The 20,026-nt window shown below is 69.7% G+C and carries 25 protein-coding genes and 4 pseudogenes; 8 read left to right on the top strand and 21 right to left on the bottom strand.

Going from position 1 to position 20,026, the window contains the following annotated elements; translation table 11 throughout:
* Positions 1-53 precede the first annotated feature (53 nt).
* The 8 genes and pseudogenes from ABTY04_RS11875 to ABTY04_RS11840 form a co-directional block, all read right to left on the bottom strand.
* The gene (locus ABTY04_RS11875; protein WP_502996615.1) at positions 54-1,199 is read right to left on the bottom strand and encodes a tyrosine-type recombinase/integrase; all 1,146 of its coding nucleotides are present in this window, start codon (positions 1,197-1,199) and stop codon (positions 54-56) included.
* Positions 1,199-1,399 (bottom strand): helix-turn-helix domain-containing protein, encoded by a 201-nt coding sequence (locus ABTY04_RS11870; protein ID WP_352213205.1) that lies wholly within the window; start codon positions 1,397-1,399, stop codon positions 1,199-1,201. The genes ABTY04_RS11875 and ABTY04_RS11870 overlap by 1 nt, the downstream gene beginning before the upstream one ends.
* Positions 1,392-2,755 (bottom strand): annotated as a pseudogene (repSA, locus tag ABTY04_RS11865) (replication initiator protein RepSA). Before repSA ends, ABTY04_RS11870 begins: the two are co-directional and overlap by 8 nt.
* A 90-nt stretch (positions 2,756-2,845) precedes the next feature.
* Positions 2,846-3,184, bottom strand: coding sequence for a SpdD-like protein (locus ABTY04_RS11860; protein ID WP_352213204.1), 339 nt, complete (start codon positions 3,182-3,184; stop codon positions 2,846-2,848).
* Between the two features lie 22 nt (positions 3,185-3,206).
* Positions 3,207-3,365: a hypothetical protein gene (locus ABTY04_RS11855; RefSeq protein ID WP_352213203.1), complete on the bottom strand. Its 159-nt coding sequence runs from the start codon at positions 3,363-3,365 to the stop codon at positions 3,207-3,209.
* A gap of 18 nt (positions 3,366-3,383) precedes the next feature.
* A complete protein-coding gene (locus ABTY04_RS11850; protein WP_352213202.1) occupies positions 3,384-3,575 on the bottom strand; it encodes a mobile element transfer protein in 192 nt (63 codons plus the stop codon).
* 12 nt (positions 3,576-3,587) lie between these two features.
* Positions 3,588-4,223: pseudogene (locus ABTY04_RS11845) on the bottom strand (DUF2637 domain-containing protein).
* Positions 4,224-4,300: 77 nt separating this feature from the next.
* Positions 4,301-5,563: an FtsK/SpoIIIE domain-containing protein gene (locus tag ABTY04_RS11840; protein WP_502996614.1), complete on the bottom strand. Its 1,263-nt coding sequence runs from the start codon at positions 5,561-5,563 to the stop codon at positions 4,301-4,303.
* Between the two features lie 211 nt (positions 5,564-5,774).
* Here ABTY04_RS11840 and ABTY04_RS11835 point away from each other — a divergent pair, with 211 nt between their 5' ends.
* Positions 5,775-6,239 carry a DUF6086 family protein gene (locus tag ABTY04_RS11835; RefSeq protein ID WP_352213201.1) on the top strand — a complete coding sequence of 155 codons (465 nt, stop codon included), beginning with the start codon at positions 5,775-5,777 and terminating at the stop codon, positions 6,237-6,239.
* A gap of 899 nt (positions 6,240-7,138) precedes the next feature.
* Positions 7,139-7,384: a hypothetical protein gene (locus ABTY04_RS41135; RefSeq protein WP_502996613.1), complete on the top strand. Its 246-nt coding sequence runs from the start codon at positions 7,139-7,141 to the stop codon at positions 7,382-7,384.
* Between the two features lie 86 nt (positions 7,385-7,470).
* Here ABTY04_RS41135 and ABTY04_RS11825 read toward each other — a convergent pair whose 3' ends face one another.
* From ABTY04_RS11825 to ABTY04_RS11810, 4 genes are all read right to left on the bottom strand, one after another.
* The gene (locus tag ABTY04_RS11825) at positions 7,471-7,683 is read right to left on the bottom strand and encodes a UTRA domain-containing protein (protein WP_352213199.1); all 213 of its coding nucleotides are present in this window, start codon (positions 7,681-7,683) and stop codon (positions 7,471-7,473) included.
* A 38-nt stretch (positions 7,684-7,721) separates the two neighbouring features.
* Positions 7,722-8,174 (bottom strand): GntR family transcriptional regulator, encoded by a 453-nt coding sequence (locus ABTY04_RS11820; protein WP_352213240.1) that lies wholly within the window; start codon positions 8,172-8,174, stop codon positions 7,722-7,724.
* Between the two features lie 8 nt (positions 8,175-8,182).
* The gene (locus ABTY04_RS11815) at positions 8,183-8,401 is read right to left on the bottom strand and encodes a hypothetical protein (RefSeq protein WP_352213198.1); all 219 of its coding nucleotides are present in this window, start codon (positions 8,399-8,401) and stop codon (positions 8,183-8,185) included.
* A 251-nt stretch (positions 8,402-8,652) separates the two neighbouring features.
* Positions 8,653-8,931 (bottom strand): hypothetical protein, encoded by a 279-nt coding sequence (locus ABTY04_RS11810; RefSeq protein WP_352213197.1) that lies wholly within the window; start codon positions 8,929-8,931, stop codon positions 8,653-8,655.
* Between the two features lie 77 nt (positions 8,932-9,008).
* On the opposite strand from ABTY04_RS11810, the gene ABTY04_RS11805 reads away from it, so the two are divergent.
* Both ABTY04_RS11805 and ABTY04_RS11800 read left to right on the top strand, forming a co-directional pair.
* Positions 9,009-9,764, top strand: a complete 756-nt coding sequence (locus ABTY04_RS11805) for a GntR family transcriptional regulator (RefSeq protein WP_352213196.1) — start codon at positions 9,009-9,011, stop codon at positions 9,762-9,764.
* A gap of 52 nt (positions 9,765-9,816) precedes the next feature.
* Positions 9,817-10,086, top strand: a complete 270-nt coding sequence (locus ABTY04_RS11800) for a hypothetical protein (protein WP_352213195.1) — start codon at positions 9,817-9,819, stop codon at positions 10,084-10,086.
* Here the strand turns inward: ABTY04_RS11800 and ABTY04_RS11795 are convergent.
* From ABTY04_RS11795 to ABTY04_RS11785, 3 genes are all read right to left on the bottom strand, one after another.
* Entirely contained in the window at positions 10,071-10,457 is a 387-nt protein-coding gene (locus ABTY04_RS11795) for a hypothetical protein (RefSeq protein WP_352213194.1), read from the bottom strand. The genes ABTY04_RS11800 and ABTY04_RS11795 overlap by 16 nt on opposite strands.
* A 671-nt stretch (positions 10,458-11,128) precedes the next feature.
* Positions 11,129-11,404, bottom strand: coding sequence for a hypothetical protein (locus ABTY04_RS11790; protein ID WP_352213193.1), 276 nt, complete (start codon positions 11,402-11,404; stop codon positions 11,129-11,131).
* A 449-nt stretch (positions 11,405-11,853) separates the two neighbouring features.
* Entirely contained in the window at positions 11,854-12,309 is a 456-nt protein-coding gene (locus ABTY04_RS11785) for a hypothetical protein (RefSeq protein ID WP_352213192.1), read from the bottom strand.
* Positions 12,310-12,526: 217 nt separating this feature from the next.
* On the opposite strand from ABTY04_RS11785, the pseudogene ABTY04_RS11780 reads away from it, so the two are divergent.
* Together ABTY04_RS11780 and ABTY04_RS11775 are read left to right on the top strand one after the other, a co-directional pair.
* Positions 12,527-12,692, top strand: a pseudogene (locus ABTY04_RS11780) (IS5/IS1182 family transposase); the annotation flags it as partial.
* A 116-nt stretch (positions 12,693-12,808) separates the two neighbouring features.
* Positions 12,809-13,357: a hypothetical protein gene (locus ABTY04_RS11775; RefSeq protein ID WP_352213241.1), complete on the top strand. Its 549-nt coding sequence runs from the start codon at positions 12,809-12,811 to the stop codon at positions 13,355-13,357.
* A 111-nt stretch (positions 13,358-13,468) separates the two neighbouring features.
* On the opposite strand, the gene ABTY04_RS11770 is transcribed toward ABTY04_RS11775, so the two are convergent.
* Positions 13,469-13,606: a hypothetical protein gene (locus tag ABTY04_RS11770; RefSeq protein WP_352213191.1), complete on the bottom strand. Its 138-nt coding sequence runs from the start codon at positions 13,604-13,606 to the stop codon at positions 13,469-13,471.
* Between the two features lie 365 nt (positions 13,607-13,971).
* Between ABTY04_RS11770 and ABTY04_RS11765 the strand changes: the two are divergent.
* Positions 13,972-14,478: pseudogene (locus ABTY04_RS11765) on the top strand (DUF4231 domain-containing protein); the annotation flags it as partial.
* 114 nt (positions 14,479-14,592) lie between these two features.
* Here ABTY04_RS11765 and ABTY04_RS11760 read toward each other — a convergent pair.
* The 3 genes from ABTY04_RS11760 to ABTY04_RS11750 all read right to left on the bottom strand — a co-directional run bounded on the left by ABTY04_RS11760 (position 14,593) and on the right by ABTY04_RS11750 (position 16,846).
* Positions 14,593-14,787 (bottom strand): hypothetical protein, encoded by a 195-nt coding sequence (locus tag ABTY04_RS11760; RefSeq protein ID WP_352213190.1) that lies wholly within the window; start codon positions 14,785-14,787, stop codon positions 14,593-14,595.
* A gap of 176 nt (positions 14,788-14,963) precedes the next feature.
* Positions 14,964-15,419 carry an HD domain-containing protein gene (locus ABTY04_RS11755; protein WP_352213189.1) on the bottom strand — a complete coding sequence of 152 codons (456 nt, stop codon included), beginning with the start codon at positions 15,417-15,419 and terminating at the stop codon, positions 14,964-14,966.
* Positions 15,416-16,846 (bottom strand): pyridoxal phosphate-dependent decarboxylase family protein, encoded by a 1,431-nt coding sequence (locus tag ABTY04_RS11750; RefSeq protein ID WP_352213188.1) that lies wholly within the window; start codon positions 16,844-16,846, stop codon positions 15,416-15,418. Before ABTY04_RS11750 ends, ABTY04_RS11755 begins: the two co-directional genes overlap by 4 nt.
* A gap of 232 nt (positions 16,847-17,078) precedes the next feature.
* On the opposite strand from ABTY04_RS11750, the gene ABTY04_RS11745 reads away from it, so the two are divergent.
* Positions 17,079-17,687 (top strand): DUF4232 domain-containing protein, encoded by a 609-nt coding sequence (locus tag ABTY04_RS11745; RefSeq protein ID WP_352213187.1) that lies wholly within the window; start codon positions 17,079-17,081, stop codon positions 17,685-17,687.
* Between the two features lie 196 nt (positions 17,688-17,883).
* On the opposite strand, the gene ABTY04_RS11735 is transcribed toward ABTY04_RS11745, so the two are convergent.
* Together ABTY04_RS11735 and ABTY04_RS11730 are read right to left on the bottom strand one after the other, a co-directional pair.
* Positions 17,884-18,693, bottom strand: a complete 810-nt coding sequence (locus ABTY04_RS11735; protein ID WP_352213186.1) for an ABC transporter ATP-binding protein — start codon at positions 18,691-18,693, stop codon at positions 17,884-17,886.
* 136 nt (positions 18,694-18,829) lie between these two features.
* Positions 18,830-19,972, bottom strand: a complete 1,143-nt coding sequence (locus ABTY04_RS11730) for a SpoIIE family protein phosphatase (RefSeq protein WP_352213185.1) — start codon at positions 19,970-19,972, stop codon at positions 18,830-18,832.
* Positions 19,973-20,026: the final 54 nt, after the last annotated feature.

Genomic DNA, 20,026 nt, shown 5'->3' with positions numbered 1-20,026 from the left:
AGGTCAGAGGATGTTTCCTCGACCTGGCCCTTAGTCGTTTCCGGACCGTCCGATCAGGTCCCCGTGCCCCCGGCGTGCCCCTTCCCCTTGGGCGTGCCCCGCGTGCCCTTCTTCACGAGCTCGCTCAGCGCGTCGGCGATCAACCGGTCCCGGTCGGCGCTCGCGTGCTGGTAGATCAGCGCGGCGCGGGCGGTGCTGTGACCCATGCGCGCCATCAACTCCCGCGTGCTCGCACCGGTTGAAGCGGCCAGAGTGTTCCCCGTGTGCCGTAGATCATGGAAATGCAGCCCCTTGATCCCGGCCTTCCGGCACGCCTTGTGCCACAGCAGATTGAAGTGGTTCCGCCGCGGTGTCGCCCCCGTGGCCCCGATGAACACGCGCCCGTCGGCCCCACCCTCTGCATAGGTCTCCAGGTGCTGCCGGATCTCCTGGACGATGACGTCAGGAATGGAGACGGTGCGCTTCCCCGCCGCACTCTTCGGCGCCTTGATCTCCCGCTGCCCGTTCTCCAGCTCGGCGACGGCCCGCCGGACGCGAAGGGTCCCGTGCTCCAGGTCGATGTCCCGCCGATGCAGCCCGATCAGCTCGCCCCAACGCAGTCCGAGGAACCCGGCCATCAGCACGATCACCCGGAACCGCGGCTGGATGGCCCCGGCCAGGGCGTAGACCTCCTGGACAGTGGCGGTCGGCCGCTCGGGCGTGTGGACCGTACTGGCTCCCTTGATCTGGCACGGGTTCCGCCTGATCATCTGGTCGGACAGCGCCGTCCCCAGGATGGCCCGGAGCAGGGCGTACGCCTTGGCCACGGTGGTCGGCCCGGTTCCGGCGGCCAGCTTGTCGGCCCGCCAGCGCCGAACGAGGGGTGCCGGAATCGCCGCCACGTTGACGGCGCCGAAGTCCGGCTCCAGATGGTGCTTGAGCAGGGACCCGTAGAGCTGCCGGGTGGTGCTGGTCAGCTCCCGCTCTTTGATCCAGGCGACGGCGTAAGGCCCGAAGAGCACCTTCCCGGCGTCCGGGTCGTGCCAGTCGCCGCGCCGCATCTCGGTCTGGTTGTCGGCGAGCCAGTCGTCTGCGTCCCTCTTGGTCCGGAAGGTCTCGGGCGCCGGCCGCAGCTGCCCATCGGGGCCGACGTACCGCGCCTGGTACCTCCCGGAGGGAAGCTTCCGCACTCGCCCGAACTGACGTCGCTTTCCAGCCATCAGGCAGCCACCAGCCCACTCCGACGAGGCTCGACGGTGTTGGCATCGATGAACGCGTGCACAGCACTCTCGGGGATCCGGACGTGTCGCCCGACCTTCACGTAGGTGATCCGCCGCTCCTCGATCAGTCGTCGAGGAAACCTCACGGTGGTCCCGAGGAGCTCGGCGACCTGGGCGACGGACAGGAATCGCTCATTCATGCTGCTCCCCCTTCAGGGCTTCGCGGGCGGTCTCTCGGTTGAGCTGGATGTCGTGGGCGATGGTGGCGGCGAAGACCGACTCCCCCGGGCTGTGCCCGTGGCCGGCGTACTGCCATGAGGCGAGGATGAGTACGGTGTCCGGCTCGAAGTCGTCCAGGCCGCGTGCCTCTCGTTCCTGGGCGGCGCGGTAATCGGCGCGGGTCTGGCGTAAGGCCCCGAGGGTGGTCGAGTAGGAGCGCGACTTCGTGGAGAAGTGCCCGCGGAATCCGAGCATGTGAGCCCAGGCGGCGAGGCGCCGGTCCGCGTACAGCGGGTCGAGGTCGAGGCAGGCCGCGATGAGCCGGGCCGTGTGGTCGGGGACGTCCAGGAGCACGAGCGCCTCGCAATTCCCGATGCGCCGGTCGAGGGTGCCGGTGTTCTCGGCCCCCTTGGTCGCGTACTTGGCGACGTACGAGGCCACGGCCTGTTCGGTGATGTCGGAGCCGTCCCCGAACGCCTTGATCGGCCGGACGTCGAGCTGCGTGCCCCAGCGGAACGTACGGGCGGGCTGATCTCCGGCCGCCGGAACGCTGACCGAGGTGTACGCGTGGGCGACGGCGCTCCGGATCGAGGCGTTCAACAGTGCCGTCGTGGCCCAGGCAGGCGGCGGACTATCCGGCCCGTCGGGACCGTCGATCCGTACGACGCATGGAAGTGGATCGCCCCGCGCTTCTGGAACTCGGCGACCTTCCCGTACGAGATCCGGGCCACCTCCTTGAGCTCCCGTTGGGTCAGCCCGGCGTACGCGGCGATCTCGCGTCGCAGTCGGGTGGTGAACCGCTGCCACAACTGCCCGGCGTGGTTGTTGAAAAGAACGGCGCCCTCGTAGTCGTACGTGCCCGGGTCGAGCGCGGTACCGAGCTCGGCGGCGCTCTCCTGGTGGTGCCGGCCGCAGCGGCACGGACGACTGGCGGGGCGGTTGTGTACCGGGCCGAAGGACGGGGCGGTGAGGGTGGCGAAGACCCGGGGGTGTTCGCGGACGGAGGCAGGGATGTCCCGGCGGTCGTCTCCGGCGAGACCGGCTCTGATCAGGTGGTACGTGTCTCCGGCGTAGGTCCAGGCGCAGGCCGGGCAACGGGAGGCCCTGCGATTGCCGCACGCGATGCGCAGGCGGTTTCCCGGCTCGGTTTCCGTCGAGTAGCGGTGCAGGATCTCGCCGGAGGTCTTGTCCCTGGAGACGGTCCAGCCGGTGATGTGGATCGGGTCGGAACAGCCGCCCGTACGGCGGATCTGGTCCTCCCAGCGGGCGTAACCGGGGGCCGCGGCCACTTTCAGCATTTCACCGAGGAGGCCTGGTGCGGGGTGGTGCCGGGACATGATGGTGCTTCCTTCCGGATCTTCTGGTTCGGGCAGGAGCACGGCGCCGGGACGGCGGAGACTTGGCGGTTGAGGCCGTCTCGGGGCCGGTCAGTGGTGGTGCTGGCCGTTGAGCAGCGAGCGCAGGACGACGGCGCAGACGGCGACCGAGGCGCCGGTGATGGCGACCGCCAGGAGCATCGAGACCAGGACCGCGCCGACGACGAGGACCAGGCCCGCACCACCGGCGACGGCGGCGACGAGGCCGGCCGGAGTGAGCTGGACGGCGGGCAGCTGCACACGGGACTTCGACTGGCCGGGTGCAGGTGTCTGGTGGCAGTCGCAGACGGGGGCCGTGCCCACGTGGGGCTCGACGGCGGTGGGCGGCTGGACGAGCGGGGTGACGAGGCCGGTCGGGAGCGGGTTGACCGGGATCTTGGGCCGGATCATGCGGTTCTCCTTCCGGGGCGGGTTACTTGTTGATCGCGGTGTCGATGGCCGGGGCGAGGAAGCTGTCCGCGAGGAGGAAGCCGCCGAGGAGGATCACGACGACGAGCCACAGCGGCGGGCGGATGAGCTTGTAGCCGAGGACACCGACGACGAGCAGGGCGAGCCAAAGCGGGACGTCCATGGCGGGGTGTCCTTCCGGTCAGTTGACGCGGCAGCGGTGGGCGCGTGCGGCGAGCTGGGCGGCGGTGGAACTGGCGTAGTCGGCGGACCAGCCGCAGTTGTCCGTGGTGCACACGGCGGCGTGCTTGGTGCGGCCGCGGTTGTCGCGGTAGGTGCCGATCTGGACCGGGCCGATCTTCATGAGCGAGTGGAACGAGTTCCGGGCGGGCATCGGGCTCTCCTCTCAGGCGAGCTGGGCGGCGATGGCCTCTGCCATCGGGTGCGGGACGCCGAGGCGGGCGCGCAGGGTCTCGGTGTCGATCTCCGAGCCGGTGCGGGTGCGGTGGTCGGCGGCGATCTTCTGGGCGTGGGCCACGAGAGCGGGCGGTGCAGCGACCGCGGCCACCTCCGGAACCGGCGCGGCCAGTGGCGGCGCGGGTTCGGGCGACGACTCCCGCTCCAGTTCGGGACCAGGCACGGGAGCCGACTCAGGCCCAGCGGCCGGTACTGCGTGCGGATGGACGAGCAGGGTCCCGCCGAGGAATGCGAGGGCCGGCCATCCGGCGACGAGAATGCGGAGCCGGTCCGGTACGTGGGCCAGGTCCAGGAGTCCGGCAGTCGCGACGTTCGCACCGAGGGACGCGGCGAGAGCGACGGTGAACCAGGTCCACGCGGGCCCGGTCGACTCCCCCGCGTCTCGGAGGGTGCGCAGCCGACGCCAGGCGGCGACGAGGAGCAGATCCACGCTGACCGGGTAGGCCTAGGCTTTCCATCCGTCCTGGCCCGCCGCTTCGGCGAGGTCGTGCAGGTGGGCGAAGGACAAGGCCCCCGCGATGACTGCTTGGACGAGAACGGCGTCCGGGCGGACGAGGCGGGCCATGTGCTTCACCTCCTTTCAGGCATGGGTCGGGTAGGGACTTGGCGTGAGAGGTCACGCCGACCGAGTGGGGTGGGTGCCTACGGCAGGACGGTGCCGCTGAGGACGCGGGCGGGGAGCACCGGCCGGAAAGGATCCAGCTCCGGGATCTGCGGTGTGCGATACGCGTGGGAGTTGCAGGCGTCCACAGCCTGTCGGAGCGTGGTGTGCGGCGTGCGGATGCGGGTCCAGCCGCCGGAGGAGTCGCCGACGACGGCGGTGCCGGGCCGGTCCTTGTCGATCTGGATGGCGGCGAGCACGGCCTCGGAGGAGATGTCGCCGAAGGCCATGTTTGCGGAGGTCTCGTCGTTGACGCGGTGGGCGGTACGGCCGGTGAGCTGGGCGCGGAGCATGGTGATGCCCTTGCCGAGTTCGGATCCGAAGCGCTGGCCGCAGATCTCCAGGTGGATGCCGGCCGCGCGGCCGAGCTGGGCGAGTCGTACGAGGTGGGTGACGATCTGGTCCCGCCGCCCTTCTTCCTTCTTGGTGGCGGCAAGGGCAAGCTCGGCGACTTCGTCGACGAGGACGACGACGGGCGTCGGGCGGAGATGTTCAGGCAGGTCCCAGATGTCGGCGGTGATCTCCGCATCCGGTAGATCGGCGCTGACCCGCTGTTCGGCGCGTATGACCTGGTAAACGCGGCCCATGTACTGAACCAGTGCGGCCAACAGATCGGCGGCCGCATCCGGGTTGTCGGCCAGGGCCGTGAACCGTCGGGCCAGGGGGAAGAGTTCGACGCCGTTCTTGCAGTCGATCCCGACCAGGGCGACGTCACACGGCGCGAGCCCCGCGACCAGGTTGCGCTGGTAGACGGACTTCCCGGACTTCGTGGCGCCCACGTTCAGCGCGTGCGGGACCGCCCGGTAGTCACGGTGGTGCACGGCGCCGTCCTCCCGCAGAGCCACGGGAATCCGTAGGACTCCAGAAGCCGCAGCCGCAGAAGGCATCCGAACGTCCTTCAAGACGTCGTAACCGGTCATCCGCAGCTCAACGACCCCCGACCGGATCTCCCGGGCGGCGGCGGCATGCAGGACGAAGGAGTGCCGAAGCCGGTCCGAGGCGGCCGAGAAGTCGAACGCATCTTGCCCGGACCGAATCTTGAGGCGAAGAACCAGGCCAGTACGAGTGGGCCGGATCCGCAGGATGCGGGGCGACCGGGGCTCGGGAACGGGTCGGTCCGTCAGGCGAGCCAGCGTCAGGCGCCACCGGGAGGGCGGAACCGTGAGCCCGCAGGCCTCCATCGCCGACCGGTAGTGAACCAGGACGCGGACTGCGGCGAAGGTGACCTTGACGCCCTGAACCACGCCCGCTCCACCGTGTGTGGATCGAAGGCGGACGGGATGGGAGCTGGGGAGGGTGGTGGGTAAAGATCGTGGGGCAGGTGGCGCGACGAAGCTGACATCAACGTCGACGGACGAGGGCAGATAGTGACGGTCTCCTACGACTATCGTCACAGGCCAGCGACCTGCTTCACCTGCGCCTCTTTCGCCGTTATGAAAATGTGGAGTTGTCAGATTGAGCTACCCCTACGAACTGGACGACGAGACGCTTTGGGACGCGGGCTCCCAAAGCGGTCGGCTCTACTTCTCCCTTGCACAGGGCGCAGCGGGGCATCTCGAGCTGCCGACCGGCTTGATACGCAACGACCGACTAGGCGGCTGTGACATGGAGCTGCCGACGTTCCGGGCGTTCGTGGAGGGGTTGTACGACTCCTACTCTCGGACCAACAGCGAGGTGTTGCAGGGATTGTGGCGCGGCCTGCTGGTCACGTCGCTCGTTCTCCTGGACATGGCGGGGTCTCCCATCACGCTGAGAGCCGAACACGAAGAGGCTCTCCGGAGCCAGATGGCCTCCTTCGGACGCTCAATGGGGGCTCCAAACTGGAGGCAGTACAGCAGCGCCCTACCGCAACCCCAGCAACCGCCCCCGTCCGGTAGCGTCCCTCCGAAGCCCCGTAGCGGCCGGAACGGCCGTTGCTGACCGACCCGGCTAGAGCTACGGATCAGAAGGCTCCCGAACTGGTCGCCAGCTGGGTGGCCAGGGCGCTTCCTGCAGGCCCGTCATCTCAGCGACCTGCAGGCTCCTTCTTGCATGCTGATAGAAATCGGCCCGCGCAGCCCTGTAGTCGCTGAAGGCGTTGGCCCAAGTAGCGGTGTCTCCCGACTTTCTCCCGCGGGCCAGCCACTCAAGGTGCCAGAGGCTGCGATTGAGTGCTCGTATCGCTTCAGCCGTACGAACATCGGCCAGCAGGCTCAGGGGTTCCACCATGGCTGATCGTTGGCGCTCAGCGGTTGCTGCTTGCTCCAATACGTCATTGGTCGATTCGAGGGGCGCCGGATGGTCTGTCAGGTTGCGGCCAGCGGCCAGTCGCATGTAGTAGCTGGAGCATTCCTTCACTGCGTGCCCGTAGTCGCTGTATGCCTGAAGCAGGCGCTCGTCCCAACGTGTGGCCTGCTGCCGGCGCCACCGACTCCTCTCAGTCAGTGCTCCAGCGGCGTAGGACACAACACCACCAACAACCACCCCGATAAGTGCGGGTAGTTGGTCCGCAAGTCCACTCACTTGTCCCCCAGCCCTCAGCCCCTCAGCCCCTCATACCCATTCCCAACCTGCCAATCGCTCCACCCTCCGAAGGAAGACACGCGACGAGTGAGGGCCACCTGACGGGAGCCGCGATCAAGCAGCAGGAGCCGTGCCCGCACGTCGATCGGGGCTTTGGACGGCGCCCCGGACATGCGGCCTATTCGCGGACGGAGGGTGGGGCTCAGCCACGCTTTGGGCGGTTGCCCTGCCGAAACGCGTGAGACGCACGAGGCCTCCGGAGCCGTGTGCGTCATGTAGAAGCGGCCCCAGGCTGAGCCTGGGGCCGCTTCGTTGTCTTGCGCGAGTCCTTGCTAGCCGAGGTGCTCTGGAAGTCCTTCCAGGTGGACTGGGCGTGGGAGGCGGTGGCCGCGGCTGGTGGCTACTCGGAGCGTGTCGCGGAGGGCTTCGGTCAGGTCTGTTGCCAGACGTCGGAGTTCCTCCGAGCCGGTGGCCACATCGGCAAGGACATCAAGGGCGTGGTCCAGGAGCTCGGCTCCGAGTTCGAGCTGGGTGTCTTCGGCGTGGTCGGCCAGGCGGGATAGGTAGCCAGCCGCGTCGTCGGTGCTCAGATAGCAGGGCTTGTCGTCGGGGCCCATCCATGGGAGGAGGCGCAGTCCGCTGCTCGGCGTCATTCCGTTGTGGTCCCGTCGTTGTTCGTGAGGCGGGTGGTGAAGAGTGCGTCCGATCTGTCGCCGGGGAGGAGTATCAGGGCTGCCTCGACCACGCGGCCGGTGGTGTCGGTCGCCACGCGGGTGAGCGAGAGGACCGGTAGCGACGCGCTGATCCGGAGGACCGTTGACTCTTCTTGGGTTGGGAGGCGGGCGCCCAGTCGCTCTTGCACCGTGGACGGCGGCGGGCGGAGGCCTGGACGGCTCACTGCTATCTGTCCGGTCCGGGAGTGTCTGCTGGCACCAGGTCCCTGGGGGTGTAGATGCGGACCAGGGTGTGCGGTGACTTCCCTTCGTGGATGACGTAGAGGACTTCGGTCAGCGGGGTGAGGGGTGGGACGTTCAGAAGGGCGGGCAGGTCGCCAAGCGCTTGGAGGTTCGTGGTGCGGACGGTTGCCCGTGGCGGTGGGATGGGTGACGTGGCGGCACCACCGACGTACGTGGTTCTGCGGAGGGGGCGGCGGACGAAGTTGCCGCTGCCGTGGATCTTTTCCACCAGGCCTTCGCCTTGGAGGAGGGCCAAGGCACTTCGGAGAGTTGGGGTGCTCACTGTGTAGCGGGTAGCGAGTTGCGCCTCTGAGGGGAGGCGCTCGCCGGGTTTGAAGTGGCCCGTTGAGATCAGGTGGCGGAGGTCGTTCGCGATGCTCTGGCGGCGGGAGGGCACGAGGCGGCTCACCACTTCCTCGTCATTCGGATGGCGATGAGTCGGCTTTGGGCGTGCAGCGTGAGAACCTCTCCCGACTCGAAGAGCAGTCGCTTCGCGCCGGCGCGGAGTTGGACGAGATCGGCTACGCGGCAGGGCTGTCCGCCGATCTGGATGACGTCGCCGCGTTGGACGCTGTCCGAGGTGATCTCGATGTTGGTCGCGAGCGCGCCGCTGGGGGGCCTCACCGGTTCGCCTGCTGGGGCTCTGAAGCGTCGTCCGGGATGTGGCAGGAGCAGGCGCAGGCCTCGTAGATCACGGGGACTCCGACGGGTGCCGTGGCTGGGGACGAATGGGCGCACTCACCGTGACTGCCGATCGCACACGCGCTCGACCAGTAGGGAGTTCGCGCGTGCGTGGCATAGGAGAGTGCGGGGAGTTGCGGCCCACTGGTGCGGGCGGCGGTGGGGCCCATACGGTTGTGCACGCTGATCAGCTCCTATCGCTGACGGCCAGGTCCCCGGACATCGCCCGTCGCGGGGACCGCTTTGTTTACGGCGGCCCAGAGGGTGCGGCCGGTCAAGCTGCTGGCGAGGAGCCCGAATCGGTCGGCCTCCGCCACCACTTCCAAGACCTCCCGCCACGATTCGGCGGGCAGCACCTCCAACACCTCCGCTTCGATCGACGTGTATGCGGCGTGCCGCTCCACTCGCGCGGTCAGGCCGAGGGCCGACAACCGGGCGGCGAGGACCTCGGCCCTTGCTTCCGAAGCTGACACAGGGGCCTCCGTCGCCGATCCATCACGTTGAGTGAAGCTAGTTAACTAGATTAGAGCTAGTGGACTAGATTTTCCACATGCCTGAGCAGCCGCCTTATCTCCGCATCGCCGACGTCCTGCGGCAGCGGATCGCGGAGCACGTGTGGACGCCCGGAGATCGGCTGCCGTCGCGCGCCCAGATCGCCGAGGAATGTGGTGTCGGCGAGAACGTTGTCCGTCGAGCGCAGGAGCTCCTGATCTCCCAGGGCGTGCTGGAAGGGCGGGCAGGGTCCGGGACGTACGTGGCTGAGCCGCTGCAGCGTGCGCGAGTCGTCCGGTCTTCTGCCAGGGAGCAGCCGGACGGCTCGCCGTTCCGGGCGGACATGCGGGCCCTGGGCAAGCAAGGGAACTGGGAGAGCCGGACCGAGGCGAAGGTGCCGGCCCCGGCCGAGATCGCGGCGCGGCTCGGGATCGCCGAAGGCGAGCTGTGCGTGCGCACGGTGTACGAGTTCCTCGCCGACGGGCGGCCGGTGCAGTTGTCGACGAGTTGGGAACCGTACGAACTCACCGCGGGCACGCTTGTCGTGCTGCCGGAGGGTGGGCCGCATGCGGGGGTCGGCGTCGTGAACCGGATGGCCGCGATCGGGATCACCGTCAGCCACGCCGTGGAGCAGCCGGAGCCGCGGCAGGCCAGCGCCGAGGAGGCATCGCTCCTCGGGATCCAGAAGGCCGCTCTGGTCACACACATCCGGCGGACGTACTACAGCGACCAGGGGCAGCCCGTGGAGACGGCGGACATCGTCATCCCGTCCGCGCTCTGCGAGATCGTCTACGAGATTCCTGTCAGCCGCTAGCGTGCCCGAGGACCACCCTGACCACCCGGCCGACGCAAGAAGGGGCACCACTGTGGACGCGGAGCGCAAGGTTCGCATAGCCGACCTGGCGGTGACGGCGCTGCCCGTGTGGGCGGAGAACCCCGACGGCGGGGCTCTACAAGAGTTCTTGAAGGGGATCGGCTGTGACGGCGTGGACGCCGTCATGGTGACCATGCGGGTGGTCGGATGCGATCTCGGCGAAGCGCAGAGGATGTTCATCACGGCGCCCTGCCGGGCAGCGGAGCTTGCCTTCCACAATGCGTTCATGGAAGGCCTTGAGCGGTCTCAGGGCGATGTCTGACCTCGCTGATCGGACTCGTGCGATGGCCGTCTATCGGGCCGCCGTATGCCGAGACAGGCCACCAGCGCGCCGCCGTTTTCGGTGAGGAAGAACCTGAAGCCCCACGACCCGTCGGAGGCTCTGACCAATCCGCTGAGGATCGGCTGGGCGCGCTCGCTGAGGATCTGCACCGCTCGCTCCACCCCCAGGGTTTCCATGCCTCTCCGCCGCATGCTCCGAAGTCGAGTCGTCAGGACTTGGGCGTGGTCCTCCGAGGACATAATCCAGTCTTCCCAAACGACGTGTTCGCCGCCGTCGGCGAGAGCCGCCAGGGCAGCCTTGGATGCCGCGTCGTCATCGGCCAGCAGCCGCATCAGCTCATGTCGTTCCATGGCCCCTCCCTGGCTGGCATCCTGCGATGCGGCATCGATGTGCCGCAACCGCGCATACCGCTCGCCGACGGTCCCCCCAGGGCTCAGCGGAGCGTGTCCCCCGCGTGCCCGAACGAGAAGGCTTCGGCGGGGAGCCTCGGGGAATGCCGGGGAGGCGGGCCGGGACGTGCAGGTCAGGGGGTTGGCTGGTCGGGGTGGGGGTGCGTACGCGATCTTCCAAACTAGCTACGCGGGTTCGATTCCCGTCGCCCGCTCTGAACACTGAAGGGCCAGGTCAGAGGACATTTCCTCGACCTGGCCCTCGGTCGTTCCCGGGGTGCGCGACCACAGCGCCGCGCCCCCCCTGCGCGCCCCTTTCCCTTCCACGCGCCCTGCACGAGCTTGCTCAGCGCGTCGGCGATCAACCGGTCCCGGTCGGCGCCGGCGTGCCGGTAGATCAGCGCGGCGCGCGCGGTGCTGTGCCCCATGCGGGCCATCAACTCCCTGGCACTTGCCCCGGTTGACGAAATCTCCGCCACGTTGACGGCACCGAAGACGGGATCAAGGCGGCTCACCTGCGGTGGGTTTGGGATTTGAACCCACGCGCCTGGAAGCGGCCGGTCGTGGGCGCGGTGGTTGCGTACATCGTTGCCGTCGGTCAGCAGGTGCTCACACGGGTCAACGGTTTGAACCTATATCGCCCAGGTTTCGAAAATGCCCCATTCCTTCCCGATGGAGAGCGCTGCCGAAGCAGCAACCAGCAAGAAAATGCCGATGCCGCCAAACACGTATGGCGCAACCGCCGCCACTTTCGGCAAGCAGCCATCGGCCCGACGCTTGCGCGCAGCGGTGAAGCGCCGGACAAACAAAGCCACACTCAGCAGAGACAGGAACGCACCGACCATCTGCAGCACCATCAAGCCACATTCGACAAGGAAGATGAACAGGTACGAAAGCAGCAACCCCACGACTGCCCCTCACTTACTCAGATTGCAGTATCAATCAGGAGCCGGTCAGCTTTTGCCACCTTCGGCTACCCACACGCAAGGCGGACAATAGGATCACGCCCTGGACCGGGTCAACCGCGTGCAACCGAAAGACTGTGAGGACATACCGAATGAGCCTCTTGCATCCCGAATATTGGCAGGTCAGGATGGCGTGCACGGCTGCCACGGTCCGGCCGATGCGGTTGGCGTTCAGCGGCCGGCCGGTGCCCGGTCATCGGCGTTTCCCAAGATAAGAGCGCGTGCAGTCCAGAAGCCTTCGCCGCTTATGGCCACCAGCCGAGACGGGTGAAAGCCACTGCCATGTACGTCAGCGCGATGAACAGGTAAAGCACGCTCGCCGGAAGGCCTCGTTCGCCGAGCACCGCCGTAGGCCGGACCATCGGGCCGCTCAGCTGGGCATCGAGGAACCGTCACGCGTGGTTCGCCGCGTAGGGGGAGGCCGCGCGGTAGCAGGCGGAGTAGACGGTGAAGGCGAGCATCGGCTCCTTCCCCCCGCCATTGAGGGCGGCGGCCTTCACCGAGAAGTGCTCCGTCTCGTTCACGGCGTAGATCTCGGGGTGCTGGTCCACGCTGTTGGTCTTGTTCTCCCTGGTGATCTTCCAGCCATTCTCGTCAAGCGCCTGCCGCAGGGTCTCCATGCCGGTGTCGACCTGGTCGCCGGCCAGGCCGTACAGCGACCAGGAGTGCTCCATGGCGAAACGGTCGTCGGCGTACGAGTCACAGCCCGTGGCCCTCATGCCGGACTCCGCGACCCTGCCCTTGACCCCGGCCATCTCCAGCAGGCGGCTGGAGACCTCCCTCGTCTTCGTGCGCGCCGGGTCGGGGTCCATCCGCACCGGCGTGTAGTTGAGTTGCGGGGTGTCCACCCCACACCCCGCAGACAGCACCGACAGCGACGCGACGGCGACCGCAATAGCCAGAGCCCTCACACCAGAGACACCGCGGCGATCGACCGCGCTTCGTATGTCAGCCACGTTGCACCTCGCCGCACTGCACAGCTACCCCCCTGGCCTGATTTCGACGCTCAACGACCAATCCCTCCATGGTGAGGCTCTCGGAGCCGCCATGATATTGGCGCTCTTGATCACCGAGGCAAACCTGCACGACAGCCAGGCCCTCGAGTCCTCGTCCGCGGCATCCCGCCCATCCGCTCCCGCCGCGGGCGCCGACGGCGCAAGCCCGGCAAGCTCCACGCCGACAATGGCTACGGCTATGCCCACCTGCGGAAATGTGGTGGGCTGGGCGCGGGAGGCGGTGGCCGCGGCTGTTCGCTACGCGCTGCTTCTTGCGGGTTGCACGTCAGGCTCTGCACTGATCTCGCCCTTTGGCCGACAGACGCGGCTCTCTGTCTGCTAAGAAGCGGCCATGGACGCGGCTCTGACGGGACTTGCAGGCACGACCGTAGGTGCGCTGGCGGGATTCGCGGGCGCCTGGCTGGCTCAGCGTGGGCAGCTGCGCCAGCAGCGAGAGCAGCGGGCGTACGCGGAACGCGTGCGTTGGCTGGATGACAAGAAGGGCCTGTATCGCGACCTCCTGATCGCGATGTACGGCTGGCGTGATTCGCTGGTTTCGATCTGGCGCGACGAGGACGACGGCAGGCTCTCCGAGACGCGGGGAACCGCCTACAAGTGGGGCGTCGAGGCTTCCCTCATCGCGTCAGAGCCGGTCCAGACTGCCATTGAGGATCTGCGAGGCAGGTTCCTCGCAGCCCAGCCCGCGATCCTCAACCGCACGCCTACGTCGGAGCGGGCACCTCTCGGGGCCGTGGAGGAAGGGCTTGCGCTACTGGAGAGTGCCCTGAGGGCGGAACTCTCCGACCCGCACCGTCCGGATGTTCACAGACGCTCAAGCCGCCCCTGGGGCATACAACGTGGCTCATCCACGGATAGGACACGCGCAGTCGAGCGGGCCTAGGGAACTGCGGTGCTGCGGCTGGAATGACGAAGGGCCGGGTCAGAGGGTGTTTCCTCGACCTGGCCCTTCGGCGTTCGCGGGGTCTGCGGCCCAGGCGCAGACGGCAGTGCCTCAGTAGCGGATCACGGTGCAGTTGACGGTGGTCCCGTCGGACGCCTTGGCGACGTACTTGCTTCCGCTGAGACCGCCGACGTCGAACCTTCCCCCATTGATGGGGACGGTGCCCGAGGCGGACCCGGAGTAGGTCACCGTTCCGCTGGGGAATCCCTCACCCCACAAGTGGTACTTCCCGTTCGAGTCCGGTTCGACTTTGCACGTCGCGGCGGACGGGACCCCGGGCGCGGCGGTGGCCGAAGCGTGTGCGGCAACCGCGGGGCCCGCCGCGAGAGCAGGGGCCATCAGGAGCGTGAGTACTGCAAGACGACGTGTCCGGTTCATCGTTCAACCTGCCTTGGACGCTGACGGTGCGGCCGATGGGGCGTGACGGCTCCGGTACCCGCGGCAGCGGTCGCACAGGACTCCGAGGGGAAGGTCTCGCACCGTTACGCCGTGTGCATGTCGCCCCACATGGGCCATGCGTGCCGTCTGATGTCCGGCGCATTCCGTGAGGCCTGATGCCGTTTTTCATCCTATCGTCCGGCTTGTCGCGCGGCATCTCGCGGCCGGTTGACGGGGGTCGGGGGAGGCGGTGTACTCCCCCCATGTCAGGGGCGGGCGGGAGCCGGGGCGCCGCGGCGCGGGAGTACGTCGAGACGCGGCTGGGCCAGTACCAGCAGTGGTACGACCGCAAGGCCGTCCGGTGCAAGGCCGTGCATTTACGGATGCGGACCGTGTCGGTCGTCGGCGGGGCGCTCGTGCCGGCGCTGGTCAATCTCGACTCGGCGTTCTCCCGGATCGGCGCCACCGTGCTCAGCCTGCTCGTCGTCGTCTGCGTGTCCCTGGAGAGCGTGTACCGGTACCGGGAGCAGTGGAAGAACTACCGGTCGACCGAGCAGTTGCTGGGGCACGAGCGGATCTATTTCGAGACCGGGGTCGGCCCGTACAACGGGATGTCCGAGGCCGATGCGTTCACGACGCTCGTGTCCCGGGTGGAGAAGGCGATCGCCAGCGAGAATTCGGCCACCCTCAACGTCATGGCGCTGGGCGGCCAGGTGAACTCGGACCTGGAGTACCGGCTCGGCGGGTACGCAAAGGAGCCGGTCCCCGCGTGGGCAGAACCGGCTCGGGCTGCTTCCTCAGAGCTTGATCCCCGCGATGGTGTCGGCGAGGGAGTTGAGGAAGCGGTTGACGTCCGGTGCGATGGAGCTGGACGCCAGGAAGAAGCCGAAGAGGACCGCGACGATCGCGGGGCCGGTCTTGATGTGGTTGCCGCGGACGAGCACCACCAGGATGACCGCCAACAGAACCACCACTGACAGCGAAATGGCCACTACTGATCACACCTTCGGTCGTCCCCTGGTCGGCCCGGGGCGCACGGCCACGCGCGCCCCCACATGCACCATCCTCCCACCAACGGGCCCCGGCTATCCGTCCCGTGGCGAATCGCCAGCAGCCCCTTCCCGCCAACCGTCCGCGCACCGGGCATATTTCGGGCGCGGGACCCGGGTCAGGGTGCGGTGAGGCCGAGGAGGGAGCGGACATACGCATACTTCGCGGACAGCCGTTCCCGGGTGGGGCCGTCCAGGACGGCGAGCCGCGCGGGGTCCGCGTTGTGTGCGAGGTCGGCCTCCTTGACGAGGAGGGCGCCCGGGGTGGCGAGGATCCGGGCCGCGTACTCCTCCACCGGTTCGCCGGAGCGCTTGGTGACCGCCAGGACCATGTCCTTGACCGGCTGGGGCAGAGCAGCGGAATCCAGCCACTCCCGGCTGAGCGCGTCGTCCTCGACGGAGTCGTGCAGCCAGGCCGCCGCCTGCTGCTCCGGGCTGCCGCCGCGGGCGCGTACGCCTTCGGCGACGGCCGCGAGGTGCTCGGCGTACGGCTGGCCTGCCTTGTCGGTCTGGCCGTCGTGCGCGGAGCGCGCCAGGGCCTCGACTTCGAGCAGGGTCAGCTGTCGGTGCGTCATGCGGTCCCCTTCGCTGCCGTGTCCGCCGCCGTACGGAGGGCCTGCGCGGCCCGGTGCACGTCGGCCTGCGTGGTGCGCCAGTTGGAGAACGCCGCGCGCAGGGCGGGGGTTCCCGCGTGGACGGTCGGGGTGACGAAGACCTCCTCCTGCGCCGCCTCCCGCAGCGCCGCCAGGCGGGCCGGGGTGGGGTCCTCGGCGAGCGTGAAGCAGACGACGTTCAGACGGACCGGGGCGAGGAGGCGGAAGGCCGGGTCCTCCTCCAGCGCGGCGCCCAGGGCCCGGGCGCAGGCGATGTCGCGCTCGACGATCTCGCGGTGGCCTTCGCGGCCGTACGCGCGGAGGGTGAACCAGGCGGCGAGGGCGCGCAGCCGGTGTGAGTTCTCGGGGGTGAGGTGGACCAGGTCGGGGCGTTCGCCGAGGGGGCCGAGGTAGGCGGCGGCGTTCTGGAAGACGCGGGCCTGGAGGTCTTGGCGGCGGGTGAACTGGACGGCGCTGTCGTAGGGGACGTTCAGCCATTTGTGCAGGTCGATGCAGAGGGAGTCGGAGGCGTCGAGGCCGTCCGCGAGGTGGGCGTGTTCCGGGGAGAGCGCGGCGAAGGCGCCGAAGGCGGCGTCGGTGTGGAGCCAGAACGCGTGGCGTTCGCGGAGGGCCGCGATGGCACGGAGGTCGTCGAAGTCCACGGTGTTGACGGTGCCGGCGTTGGCGACGACCACGGCCGGGCCACGGGTGTCGGCGAGGGCGCGGTCGAGGGCGGCGGGGTCGACGGCCTCGCGGCCGGGAAGGGTGGGGACGGCGACGAGGGAGCTGCGGCCGAGGCCGAGGACGGAAAGGGCCTTCGCAATGGAGGAGTGCGGGGCTCCGGAGAGGACGCGGACCGGGCCGAGGGCGGCCGCCCCGTCCTCGGACGGGCTGACGCCGAGGCGTTCGCCGAGCCACTCGCGGGCGATGGCGAGGCCGGTGGTGTTGGACATGGTGGCGCCGCTGACGAAGGTTCCGGTGTGGGCGTCGCCGAGGCCGAAGAGCTCGCGGAGCCAGGTGACGGTTTCGCGTTCGAGGTCCTGGCCGGCGCCGTCCAGGGCGGAGTTGGAGTTCTGGTCGTGGACGGCGGTCAGCCAGTCCCCGGCGAGGGCGGCGGGGGTGGCTCCGCCGGTGACGAAGCCGAGGTAGCGGGGGCCGGCGGAGGCGGAGAGCCGGGGCGCCCAGCGCTGCGCGAAGGCGGCGAGGGCCGATTCCGTGCCGGTGGCACGGGCGGGGAGGGGCTCGGGGGCGTGCGGGTGCGACGAGGGAGACGGGGTGGAAGGGGCAGGCGGGGGCAGCGGTACGACGGGACGGTCGTCCAGGGCTTCAAGGGAGGCGACGGCGGTGCGCCGGGTGGCATCGAGGAGGTCGGGCAGGCGGGCGAGGTCGGCGGCGAGCGTGCGGTCCATGGGGGCACGGTAGGGACCCGCCGGGCGCAGCGGACCGGCCAATCGGGGGTGATTGGCCCGGCCCGGAACCACCGCGCCGCCTCGCCGCGTCCCGGCTTCGCCCGTGCCCCTGTCGCCCCGTGCCCCTGTGGCCCCCTGCCCCTATGGCCCGTTGCCCCGCCCCTCCGCGGCTCCGGGCGTCGGTGGGGCGGGAGTTGACCGGCGGGGTGGGCGGAAGTCGTAGGGTCGGGGGATGGCGTTGATGCGGTGGGTGGCAGGCGTTGTCGGGGGTGTGCTTGTGGCAGGGGTGATGGTGGGATGCGATACGCCACCGCCGCCCGACCCCGCACCGGGGCCCACCTGGGCGGGATCCGCGCCGCGGTCCGCTGCCCCGCCGCAGGCGCAGCCACCGGCGCAGGAGGCGTGCCCCGAGGGCGGGGTGCAGCTGCGCGAGGGGGCCGGGGACGCCGCGATGGGGCTGCGCGTGGCCGACGTCCAGCTGGTCAACTGCGGAACGCAGCCGTACGTACTCGACGGCTATCCGGAGATCCGGCTGCTGGACAAGAAGCGGAACCCGGTGGAAGCGGCGGTCGTGCACGGGTCGGACGGCATCACCGCTTCGCTGACCGGCGTGGACGGCGCCCCGCAGAGGGTCGAGCTCATGCCCGGCCAGGCGGCCGCGGTCGCGATGGTGTGGAGGAACCTCGTGACCGATGCGACGGTGCCCGCCGCCGAGGCGTGGGTGCTGGACGTGACGCCGCGGCCCGGTGCGCCCCGGGTCGAGCTGGAGCTCGGCCGTTCCGTCGACCTCGGGAACACTGGGAAGCTCGGGATCGGCCCCTGGACGGCGGCGGCCCGTTGATCACCTGACTCAACGGTCCCTCCGGGGCGGGAGGACGCAGACCGCGTACGAGCTGCACCGGATGATGCCGCCGGCGCTGCGGGGGGACTTCCAGGACCTGTCGGCCTGACGGCAGGGGGTGTTCGAGGTGCTGGACCTGGCGGCGGAGCGGCATGCAGACGGCCCGCCCGGGCCAGGCCGTTGCGGCGGAGCGGCATCAGGCGGCTGCCCCCGCGTGCACCGGGGCGGTGAGGGCGGTCATCCGGGCGGCGATGGTCGCGGCGGAGCTGTGCGGCAGCCGGTCGGCGATCAGGCCGTCGGCGAGGAAGAGCACTTGGTCGGCGTGGGCGGCGGCGGCCGGGTCGTGGGTGACCATGACGATGGTGGCGCCGAGGGAGTCCACGGCGGCCCGGAGCAGTCCGAGGACCTCGGCGGCGGTGGTGGTGTCGAGGGCTCCCGTGGGTTCGTCGGCGAAGACGACGTCGGGCCGGGTGACCAGGGCGCGCGCGATTGCGACGCGCTGCTGCTGGCCGCCGGAGAGCTCGGCGGGGCGACGCCCGCCCTTGCCCGCGAGTCCGACGCGGGCGAGCAGGTCGGCGGCCAGGTCCCGGTCCTGGCGGCGGCCGGCGAGCCGCATCGGGAGCAGCACGTTCTGCTCCACGGTGAGGGAGGGCAGCAGGTTGAAGGCCTGGAAGACGAAGCCGAGGCGGCTTCGGCGCAGTTCGGTGAGCTCGTTCTCGTTCATGCCGGTGATCTCGGTGCCGCCGAGGCGGACGGAGCCCGCGGTGGGCAGGTCGAGCCCGGCCGCGCACTGGAGGAAGGTGGACTTGCCGGAGCCGGAGGGCCCCATCACGGCGGTGAAGCTGCCGCGGGGCAGGCTGAGGTCGATCCCGCAGAGCGCGTGCACGGTGGCGGCGCCCCGCCCGTACTCGCGCCGTACGCCGCGCAGTTCGACGGCGGCCGTGGTGTCGTACGCCGCCTGCCCGCTCCCGCTCTCGCGCTGTCGCTTGCTCCGCCGGAGCCCCATGGTGTGCCGCCTTCCGTGTGCGCCTCTGCCGTTGCCGGTCCGTCGACCGTGGTCACGACGCTACGGACGGGGGCGTGGGGGAGGACATGGCGGAGCCCGGCGGATCGGTGGTGGGGAAAACCCCACCCCGCGGGGCTCAGGGCGAGCGGCGTATCAGGAGCAGCGCGCGGTCGTCGTTGACGTCCTTGGCGACCTTTTCGATCAGGTGCCAGGCCGCGCCCTCCCAGCCGGCGGCGACGTAGCGGTCGGCTTCGCCGGTGAGGCGGTCGATGCCCTCGCTGATGTCGCGGTCGGCGGTCTCGACCAGGCCGTCCGTAAAGAGCATGAGGACGTCGCCGCGGCGCAGGTTGCCGCGGGCCGGTTCGAACTCGGCGCCGTCGTAGACGCCGAGCAGCGGGCCCTCGCCGGACTTCTCCTGCCAGCGGCCGGTGCCCGCGCAGAGCTGGAGGGCGGGCAGGTGCCCGGCGGAGAGGAGTTCGTAGTCGCCGGTCTCCAGGTCCAGGACGAGGTGGATGGACGTGGCGAAGCCCTCGTCCCAGTCCTGGCGCAGGAGGTAGCCGTTGGCGGCGGGCAGGAAGCCGTGCGGGGGCAGGGCGCCGAGCAGCCCGCCGAAGGCGCCGGACAGGAGCAGGGCGCGGGAGCCTGCCTCCATGCCCTTGCCGGAGACGTCGGTCAGGACGATCTCCAGGGTCCGTCCGCCGTTGGTGCGGGCGGCGACGACGAAGTCGCCGGAGAAGGACTGGCCGCCGGCCGGGCGCAGGGCCATCTCGCGGTGCCAGCCGCGCGGCAGGGCGGGCAGCTTGCTCTGGACCCGGATGCGTTCGCGCAGGTCGAAGAGCATGGTGCCGCCGCGTCTCCAGGGCACGCCGACGCGGCTGCGGAACTGGGCGATGACCAGCCCGAAGAATCCGCAGGCGGCCACGACCAGGACCGTACCGGGGGTGACCCGGGCCGGTCCCTGCGTGTACGGCCCGAGGACCAGGGCCTCGACGATCAGGGCGCCCGCGGAGGCCGCGTACAGCGCGAGCAGGCTTGCGGGGCGCAGCAGCAGGCCGCCCGCGACGATCGGCAGGACGAGGGCGGACGGCGAGAACCACACCGGCAGCATGAGCGTGCCGCAGGCGATGGCGGGGACGGTCAGGAGCAGCCCGGCGAAGGCGAGCCAGTCGGAGGCGTCCCCGCGGAAGTAGTCGACGGCGGATTTGCGCAGGGCGGTGCGAGCCCGGTGCGACAGCATGCGCGCCCGGGCCATGAGCGTCTCCACGCGTGCTCCGGCCATTGCTTCGGGACCCTATCCATCCTGGCTGTGCATGCGCAGGGGGACCCCCGGACC

The sequence above is a fragment of the Streptomyces sp. NPDC097981 genome (assembly GCF_040302565.1).
Taxonomy (GTDB): Bacteria; Actinomycetota; Actinomycetes; order Streptomycetales; family Streptomycetaceae; genus Streptomyces.
Note: the sequence above shows the minus strand (reverse complement) of the source record. Positions and strands in the feature narration are given on the sequence as shown.

Coding starts and splice junctions, on each gene's coding strand:
- ABTY04_RS11745 (WP_352213187.1), top strand. CDS start 17,079: ATGGCGTTGATGCGGTGGGTGGCAGGCGTTGTCGGGGGTGTGCTTGTG.
- ABTY04_RS11730 (WP_352213185.1), bottom strand. CDS start 19,972: ATGGCCGGAGCACGCGTGGAGACGCTCATGGCCCGGGCGCGCATGCTG.
- ABTY04_RS11795 (WP_352213194.1), bottom strand. CDS start 10,457: ATGGAACGACATGAGCTGATGCGGCTGCTGGCCGATGACGACGCGGCA.
- ABTY04_RS11735 (WP_352213186.1), bottom strand. CDS start 18,693: ATGGGGCTCCGGCGGAGCAAGCGACAGCGCGAGAGCGGGAGCGGGCAG.
- ABTY04_RS11805 (WP_352213196.1), top strand. CDS start 9,009: ATGCCTGAGCAGCCGCCTTATCTCCGCATCGCCGACGTCCTGCGGCAG.
- ABTY04_RS11850 (WP_352213202.1), bottom strand. CDS start 3,575: ATGCCCGCCCGGAACTCGTTCCACTCGCTCATGAAGATCGGCCCGGTC.
- ABTY04_RS11870 (WP_352213205.1), bottom strand. CDS start 1,399: ATGAATGAGCGATTCCTGTCCGTCGCCCAGGTCGCCGAGCTCCTCGGG.
- ABTY04_RS11855 (WP_352213203.1), bottom strand. CDS start 3,365: ATGGACGTCCCGCTTTGGCTCGCCCTGCTCGTCGTCGGTGTCCTCGGC.
- ABTY04_RS11775 (WP_352213241.1), top strand. CDS start 12,809: ATGGACGCGGCTCTGACGGGACTTGCAGGCACGACCGTAGGTGCGCTG.
- ABTY04_RS11860 (WP_352213204.1), bottom strand. CDS start 3,184: ATGATCCGGCCCAAGATCCCGGTCAACCCGCTCCCGACCGGCCTCGTC.
- ABTY04_RS11755 (WP_352213189.1), bottom strand. CDS start 15,419: ATGACGCACCGACAGCTGACCCTGCTCGAAGTCGAGGCCCTGGCGCGC.
- ABTY04_RS11750 (WP_352213188.1), bottom strand. CDS start 16,846: ATGGACCGCACGCTCGCCGCCGACCTCGCCCGCCTGCCCGACCTCCTC.
- ABTY04_RS11875 (WP_502996615.1), bottom strand. CDS start 1,199: ATGGCTGGAAAGCGACGTCAGTTCGGGCGAGTGCGGAAGCTTCCCTCC.